Genomic DNA, 7,663 nt, shown 5'->3' on the forward strand with positions numbered 1-7,663 from the left:
ATTCCGTCCCTTATGAATCAGTTGGATTCCAGGGGTACCCGTCAGAGGCGCCTCCCGTCCAGGACGAACGCGGACGGCAAGGGCGGCGCAACGGGACGCGGACCGAGGGGCCGAGGGGTCGAGGGGTCGAGGTACGCAGCGACGGAGGAGGACGCGTGAGGGCGTTGACGTGGCACGGCAAGCGGGACGTACGAGTGGACACGGTTCCTGATCCCACGATCCAGGATCCGACCGATGTGATCATCAAGGTGACGACGACCGGGCTGTGCGGCTCTGACCTGCACCTGTACGAGGTCCTGGGTCCGTTCCTCGACACCGGTGACATCCTGGGCCATGAGCCGATGGGGATCGTGGAGGAAGTCGGTCCCGAGGTGGTGAACCTGCGCCCGGGCGACCGGGTTGTTGTGCCGTTCAACGTCTCCTGCGGGACATGCTTCATGTGTGACCAGGGACTGCAGTCCCAGTGCGAGACGACCCAGGTCCACAGTCAGGGAAGCGGCGCGTCCCTGTTCGGGTACACCAAGCTCTACGGCCAGGTTCCCGGCGGGCAGGCCGAATACCTGCGCGTGCCCTTCGGCAACACCCTGCCCATCGCTGTCCCTCCGGGTCCGGCGGACGAACGATTCGTCTACCTGTCCGATGTTCTGCCCACCGCCTGGCAGGCCGTCGACTACGCGGCCATCCCTCCCGGCGGCACCGTCGTGGTGCTGGGTCTGGGACCGATCGGGGACATGGCCACCCGCATCGCGGCCCACCGCGGCGGCGGGAAGGTCATCGGAATCGACCTCGTGCCCGAGCGGCTGGAACGGGCGAAGGCCCACGGAGCGCACGTCCTCAACCTCGACGAGTACGGCGACGACCTCGTGGAGGCCGTCCGCGACCTGACCGACGGACGCGGCCCCGACTCCGTCATCGACGCCGTCGGCATGGAGGTCCATGGCAGCTCCGCCGCACAGGCGGCCCAGCAGATGACCACCTTCCTGCCCAACAAGCTGGCTGCAAAGATGATGCAACGCGTCGGCGTGGACCGGCTGTCCGCCGTGTATCTGGCCATCGAGCTCGTCCGTCGCGGTGGCACCGTCTCCCTGTCCGGCGTCTACGGCGGGATGGCCGACCCCCTGCCGCTGCTGACCATGTTCGACAAGCAGATCCAGTTGCGCATGGGCCAAGCCAATGTCTGGCGCTGGGTGGACGACCTGCTGCCGCTCCTCACCGACGCCGACCCGCTGGGCGTGGAATCCTTCGCCACTCACCGCCTGCCTCTGGAGCAGGCACCCGACGCCTACGCCATGTTCCAGAAGAAGCAGGACGGCGCCGTAAAGATCCTCTTCAACCCGGCCGCAGCCTGATCGGGCGACACCCGGGGCGGAGCTCGAACTCGGGCCATACGCCGGTCCGCACGCCTGCGAGCCGAGACCGTGCTGGGCCGCGTCGACGATCAGGTGGCTCGCTGGAGACATCGATCGTCCCGGCCAGTGCGGTCCGGTCGTCCGACCCAGGAGATTTGCCGGGCGGCCCGAGTGAGGGGCGTCGGGCAGCGCCTCGATACCGCCGTCCGCAAAGCGGTGGACAGCGGCGCGGACCGTGACCGGACGCCACTCCAGCAGGTCGGCGACTTCGGAAACGGACCTGCCGCCGTCCAGGAATCGGACGCACTCGGCACGCTGACGGACATAGGCGGTCAGATCGCGGCGATCCAGCAACGCGTGCAGCTCACCTCGCTGACCGTCGGTCAGCTCGACACTCAGGCTCCTCGGCATGACGTCCCCCGAGGGTGCCTAGGCAACGCAACCAACTCCACCGGATGCGCTTGGAACCCGACGATTCCAGATGAAGTTCTCCGCTGTGCTCAACCCGATCGAGTGTGTACGTGAACCTGTACCCGCGTATGTGCATGAGCTTGTACGCGGACATCCCCTACCGTGTGGCGGCCCTCGATGCGGGCGAAGGCCGCGGTCAGATCACCCTCCCCCCTCTCATAGTTGGTGCCCAGGGTTCGGCTCATCCGTAGTCTGAGAGAAGCCGATGGCCGCAACCCCGCGATCGGTCAGGCCGCCCAACCTCCCCCAAGTTCCTGGAGCGGGGTGGCCGCGGGTAGTGGCTCCCCCTCGGGGATCAGCCGTTGACGCGGCAAGGCCTTGTTTGCCGACGGCCCCCGCGATGGTTTCGATCATGCTCCCTGCCGACTTCCGGTACGCGCTCTGCCGGTATGTCTGTCCCGGCCATGTTTGCGCTGATAGGCGCGAGATGGCGGGATAATGGCTGCGATGACCAGGGGTATGACAACGACCCGTGATGTCTTCGGTGCGCCTTGCTGGATCAGCCTGATGGCGCATGACCTGCCAGCTGCTGAGGCTTTCTACCGGGCAGTCCTGGGCTGGCAGTTCCGGGCAGCCCGCCTCGGCGCCGATTTCAGCACCGCCGTTGTCGGAGGCGGCCCAGTCGCTGGGATCGGGGCCGTTGCGCCTGCCCTGCAGGTGGCTGCGGCATGGATCCCGTTCTTCGCCGTCACCGGCGCTGACGAGGCTGCGGCCCGGGTCCGTGAGCGTGGTGCCACCCTGGCGGTCGGACCCCTCACCTTCCCCGTTGGCCGTGGCGCTCTTGCCGCAGACCGGGACGGCGCCGTGTTCGGTATCTGGCAGGGACAGCTCGTCTCCGACTGGCCAAGCTGGCGCGACAAGGCTCCCGTCTGGTTGCGGCTGAGGACACGGGACGCACTGGATGCCACGATCTTCTACGGCCAGGTCCTCCAATGGGCCGGCAGTGGGCCGGGCAGCTGTCAGGTCGACTATGAGGGCGATGAGGTCGTCGTGCGTCAGGACGAGCATGTCGTGGCCCGCATCAGTTCCGGCGCGATTGAATCGGTGCCGGATACCACGATCCGGCCACGCTGGATCGTCCACTTCCCCGTCCCTGACGTCGCCGCCACGGTCAACGCGGCCCGTCGCAGCGGAGGCCTGGTCCTCGGACACAGCCGCACAGCCGAGGGCCAAATGGCGATCCTGAGCGATCCCGAAGGCGCCGTTTTCAGCATCACCAGCGGGGCCCCAACCTAAAGTCACCCTGCCGTTGCAGAGGGGCTTGGGCCTTTCATCCTTTCTGGCGTCGTGGAACGTGCGGGAGATGTCCGCGTACAAGCGAGGTCCGCGAGGTGGCGACAGCAATACGTGGTCCGTCCCAGCGGATCCGTGCGACAACGTCTCGCAGTTGACGGCGAACCTTGCGATGCAGGGCGTTGACGCGGTCCGCGGGTGCGGGTCCTGCCCGGCGAAGATCGCTCCTTGTAGGGCGGCTGCGATCAGGACCTCTCGCCAGGTGCGGTGCTCGTCCGTGGCGTCGGGCGCGTCCTCGTCGTGCCCGACCTTCTTCCAGACCTGCTTGAACACCGCACCGGCCAGCGCACCGCTGACGGCGCCCATGGCCATGCCGACTGGCTTGTAAGCGACCTTGGCCGCTTTCATCGGTGCCTCCTGGAGCGGAGGATGAGCAGCAGCGCGACAAGTGCGCCGACCGCGGCGAGCAGCGGGGCGCGGTTGGCCCGTGCCGCCCGCGCGCCCGCGGCGCGTCACCGCTCGTCAGAGCACACGTCGCCGCAGCAGCCGCGGTGCGGCCAGTACCAGGGCGGCCGACGCCAGCCCGAGGGCTCCCCCGGCGGCCACGTCGGAGGGGTAATGCGCGCCGCTGTGCACTCGCTCCGCGGCCACGGTCACCGCCGACACCGCACAAGCGGCACCGGCGGCCGGCCACACCGGCGTGACGGCAGCGGCGAATGCGAAGGCGGCGGCCGTGTGCCCGGAGGGAAAGGAGGAGCTGTCCGGGCGATCCTCAAGATCTTCCGTCGGCACCCACTCCTGTGGCGGGCGGCGTCGCCGGTACAGCTGCTTGGCAACCCCGTTGGACAGCACCTCCGCCACCGCCATGGCCGTCACCCCAGCAGCAGCAGCGGTGCGACCGCGCCACCCCCCGGCAGCGGCCATCACGCCTGCCGCCGCCCACCACAGCTTGGTGTGCTCGGCCGCCTCTTCCACCACGGGCGCGACCCGCCGCACCCAGGGCGGTCCCCACGCGATCGACCACCTGGCCAGTCGGCGATCCCCGGCGTGCAGATCTGCCATCACTCTCATGACCAGCGCCTTCCCGGCCAGGGCCATCCCACACCGATCCTGTGATCGAGTCGACGCCTGCCGCGTACGGCACGGGAAGGGCGGGCCCCGCGAAGATGCTCGCCACCATGTCATTCAGGACTCAAAGCGTCCTCGTCCCACTTGCGGCTGCGGTCCCCGCAGGACGCAGACGGCGTAATGCGGCGGGCCCGGGCTCAGTAGGAGGGACCCGCCTTAGTAATTACCGCGGCCGAGGCATCGAGGAGGCAGGTGCAGACAGGGCTGCGTCCTGGCCGTCCTGACGTGCGCGCTCTTGGCCGCGGTGTATCTGTGCGCAGATGCCGCCCGCGACCAAAAGGCCTCCCTGGCCACAGCCTTCGCCCGCCGGGCCACCATCAGCGGCCTCGCCAGCGGCGCTGTCGCGTGCGTCGGCATCGCGGTCCTGCACGCCGATGCCCCCGAGCTCTTCCACGGACTGACCCACCGCGCCCTGCCTCTGGTCATCCTCAGCATCGTCGCCGGACTCACCGGACCCGCCCTGCTGAACAAGCGCCGTTACATTGCAGCGCGTCCCGCCGCAGCGCTGGCAGTGGCCGCGATCCTGTGGGCCTGGGGCGCCGGGCAATACCCCGCCATGCTGGTGGGCAGCACCACCGTCGGCCAAGCTGCCTCCCACCGAGGGGTCCTGGCGGCCTGCCTGATTGCGCTGGCTGTCGGAGCGGTGCTCCTGGTCCCCTCCCTCTGGCTTCTGTACGCGACCTTCCAACGCCGCGTCCCGACAACGTCCGAAGCGCGAGGAGATTGAGAGTTGTTTGCGGGAGGCTCCGGGAGGTCGCTTGCCCGTCAGGGGGACGATGTCCGGAACTCAGGAACCAATCAGCCCGTAGCGTGCAGGCCTTGTGGCGGTCTTACCGGGCTCGCGGGGACGCAGCGCCCCGGGGCCGGCGCCCCCCGCTCGCTGACCGGCGTGACAGCGATGAGAATGATGGTGGGTCAGGCGCCGGTCGGGACGGCAGGGGATGGGCCCTTCTACCCAAGGCACACCCCGGCTTCAGATCACCGCCCTTCCGGAGCGGGGCAGGATCCCGACCGCGGGTCGGGCAACCCTCACGATCATCTGCGCCTCGTCGGCGTCTCCATGATCATGGCTGGGCGGCCGTCCCCCCGAACCGGTGGTCGCACCGAGGGCTCTCGGCTCGTGAGTGGGCGGTTGCGAGTCAGCGGCGGGGGGTTGGTCTGGTTCGGGCTGCTCGGCGGGGTTTGCCGCGCCAGTCCAGTATCAGGACCGTGGCGTCGTCGTTGAGGTTGCCGTGGCAGGCGTCGAGTACCGCGGCGGTGAGGCCTCGGACGGCTTCTCGTGGGTGCAGCGCGCGGGTGTCGTGAATGACCGCGGGCAGGTCGACGGCGGCTGCACCGCGTTCCTGCATGCCGTCGGTGAGCAGTACCAGGCGGTCTCCGGGCAGCAGTTGGAGTTTCTGCAGGCGGTGGGCGCTGGGGGCCGCCACGCCGAAGGGAAGGCTGACGGCGAGTTCGACCTCTTCCACGGCGCCTTCGCGCAGCCGCAGGGGGCGGGGGTGGCCGGCGTTGACCAGTTCGCACAGGCCTGTGTCGAGGTCGACGCAGAACAGCTGTCCGGTGGCCAGGCCGCGGCTGTGCTCGAGCAGGGCCTGGTGGGCACGGTGGGCCTGCTTGAGGGCGTCACAGCCGCTGCGGCGGGCCTGGCGCAGCGCTCCGACCAGCAAGGTGGCGAGTAGGGCGGAGTCGGTGTCGTGGCCCATGGCGTCGGTGATGGACAGGTGCAATGTGTCGCGGTCGAGCGTGTAGTCGTAGGTGTCGCCGCCGATGTCGTCGGCCGGAATCAGCCCGGCGGCGAGGGTGAACTCGGCCGCCTCGCAGCAGGGGGCCGAGGGGAGGAGCTGATGCTGGATCTCCGCGGCCAGGCTGGTCCGGGTGGTGCGCCGCCCCAGGTGGTACAGGTCGGTGAAGCGGCGGTCCGTGACGATGATGTAGGCCAGCGCGTGGGCCGCGTCGCGGACCTGCCGCAGCACGGTGTCGTCGGCGGCTTGCAGGGTCACCTCCAGGACGCCGATGCGGTCGCCCCGGTTGGTGACCGGCGTGATGACGCGTCGGCCGCCCTGCCCGTCCGCTTCCACGTGCTGGCGCTGGCTCTGCAGGACGCGGTCGTAGACGCTCCCCTGCAACTCGATCGGCTCGCCGGGTTCCTCGGCGGCACCATCGGCCGCGATCAGCCGTACCAGCCGTTCGCCGATCAGGTCGACGAACAGGAAAGAAACACACTCCGCGCCGAACCGCTTCTTCAGGTCGTGCGCCACCACCTCGACGGACTCACCGGGCGGGGCGGCCTCGGCAGCAGCCAGCAGTTCGCCCAATTCGAGATCCTTGCTCTCCACAGCAACCTCCCATCGGCTGCCGCATCTTGTTCCCCACATCTCCGCAACATCACGTCCTGCCCCCGTTTTGGCTGGTCAGGGCCGTTCAGGAGATTCCAGGGGCGTGAGGCGGCGTCGCGTCGCGGCCGACTGCGGTTCCTCGAGTGCATGGGTTGATGTCGGCACACTGGCATGGCCGAAACCGCCGTAAGGGCCATCAGCTGAGGGGGGCGTGCCGCGTCAGCGGCGGTCCCCGAGAGGGAGCCACATTTGCGGCCACTCGAACCCAGGGACTGGGAGGTTGGGCGCCTGACCGATAGCGGGGTTGCGGCCATCGGCTTCCCTCAGACTACGGATGAGCCGAACCCCTGGGCACCCAACTTGAGGAATGGGGGACGGCGGGCGGCCCCGGGAGGTGTTGTCGGCACTGACGTGCGGGGCCGCCCCTCGCCGGCTGGTTCCACCGGAGAGGGTGCAGTCTCGCCCTCGGGAAGAGCAGGCGGTCGAGGCTGCTGACACAAATGCACACCACGTGTCGCGCCCTCAACGTCACGGCGCCGCGAAAGGACACCTACCAGGCGTCCCGGTCGCTCTTCTGGCCGTCTCACATGATGTCAGGGTGGTGTCCGGCGACGTCGCCGTCTGGGTCGTCAGCGAGCATCACCGAGGCGGTGGTGCGTTTGCCGACTGGTTCACGGTGGACTTCGAAGCCCTGACACACGGCCATGACGATCTCCAGACCGTGCTGCCCCACCCGGCCCCGGTCTGCGGCCCTGGCCACAGGGAGTACCGGGGCGCTGTCCCAGACCGTGACGTTGATGCTGCCTTCGGCCAACTCAAGATCGAGCAGACATGGCCCGGGGGCGTGCTTGATGGCGTTCGTCAGCAACTCGCTGACCACGAGCTGCACCATGCCCATCGCGCGGCCGGAGACCGGCAGACCGTGGACGGACTGGATACGGTCCAGGAAGTCACGGGCCAGCCCGCGGGCCTGGGCGATGTCGGCAGGACTGCCTTCATAGGCCGCAGTCACGCGAGCCAGCCGACCGCTCCCCACCAGCTGTCCATCCTCATTTCCGGCAGCTTCGTCCACGCCACCCGCCCTCTTCCTGAGCGTTACTGACCTTCAAAGCGTGGTGTCGTGAGGGCTGACAACTGGTGATCCCGGCG

6 protein-coding genes and 2 pseudogenes are annotated in these 7,663 nt (G+C 68.9%); 3 read left to right on the top strand and 5 right to left on the bottom strand.

The window, feature by feature from the left end; all coding sequences use genetic code 11:
- Nucleotides 1-155 precede the first annotated feature (155 nt).
- Nucleotides 156-1,349 (top strand): zinc-dependent alcohol dehydrogenase, encoded by a 1,194-nt coding sequence (locus ACFWP7_RS31155; protein WP_384388090.1) that lies wholly within the window; start codon nt 156-158, stop codon nt 1,347-1,349.
- A 213-nt stretch (nt 1,350-1,562) separates the two neighbouring features.
- Here ACFWP7_RS31155 and ACFWP7_RS31160 read toward each other — a convergent pair.
- Nucleotides 1,563-1,760 (bottom strand): annotated as a pseudogene (locus ACFWP7_RS31160) (hypothetical protein); the annotation flags it as partial.
- Between the two features lie 519 nt (nt 1,761-2,279).
- On the opposite strand from ACFWP7_RS31160, the gene ACFWP7_RS31165 reads away from it, so the two are divergent.
- Nucleotides 2,280-3,056 carry a VOC family protein gene (locus tag ACFWP7_RS31165; RefSeq protein ID WP_384388093.1) on the top strand — a complete coding sequence of 259 codons (777 nt, stop codon included), beginning with the start codon at nt 2,280-2,282 and terminating at the stop codon, nt 3,054-3,056.
- Between the two features lie 207 nt (nt 3,057-3,263).
- On the opposite strand, the pseudogene ACFWP7_RS31170 reads toward ACFWP7_RS31165, so the two are convergent.
- Nucleotides 3,264-3,461 (bottom strand): annotated as a pseudogene (locus tag ACFWP7_RS31170) (DUF4235 domain-containing protein); the annotation flags it as partial.
- 114 nt (nt 3,462-3,575) lie between these two features.
- Nucleotides 3,576-4,124, bottom strand: a complete 549-nt coding sequence (locus tag ACFWP7_RS31175) for a phosphatase PAP2 family protein (protein WP_384388096.1) — start codon at nt 4,122-4,124, stop codon at nt 3,576-3,578.
- 268 nt (nt 4,125-4,392) lie between these two features.
- On the opposite strand from ACFWP7_RS31175, the gene ACFWP7_RS31180 reads away from it, so the two are divergent.
- The gene (locus ACFWP7_RS31180) at nt 4,393-4,908 is read left to right on the top strand and encodes a cytochrome d ubiquinol oxidase subunit II (protein ID WP_384388111.1); all 516 of its coding nucleotides are present in this window, start codon (nt 4,393-4,395) and stop codon (nt 4,906-4,908) included.
- Nucleotides 4,909-5,320: 412 nt separating this feature from the next.
- Here the strand turns inward: ACFWP7_RS31180 and ACFWP7_RS31185 are convergent, their stop codons facing one another.
- The gene (locus tag ACFWP7_RS31185; protein WP_384388099.1) at nt 5,321-6,514 is read right to left on the bottom strand and encodes a PP2C family protein-serine/threonine phosphatase; all 1,194 of its coding nucleotides are present in this window, start codon (nt 6,512-6,514) and stop codon (nt 5,321-5,323) included.
- 583 nt (nt 6,515-7,097) lie between these two features.
- Complete coding sequence (locus ACFWP7_RS31190; protein WP_384388102.1) at nt 7,098-7,586, bottom strand: ATP-binding protein; 489 nt, start codon at nt 7,584-7,586, stop codon at nt 7,098-7,100.
- Nucleotides 7,587-7,663: the final 77 nt, after the last annotated feature.

The sequence above is a fragment of the Streptomyces sp. NPDC058470 genome, assembly GCF_042721055.1.
Classification (GTDB): domain Bacteria; phylum Actinomycetota; class Actinomycetes; order Streptomycetales; family Streptomycetaceae; genus Streptomyces.

Coding starts and splice junctions, on each gene's coding strand:
- ACFWP7_RS31165 (WP_384388093.1), top strand. CDS start 2,280: ATGACAACGACCCGTGATGTCTTCGGTGCGCCTTGCTGGATCAGCCTG.
- ACFWP7_RS31175 (WP_384388096.1), bottom strand. CDS start 4,124: ATGAGAGTGATGGCAGATCTGCACGCCGGGGATCGCCGACTGGCCAGG.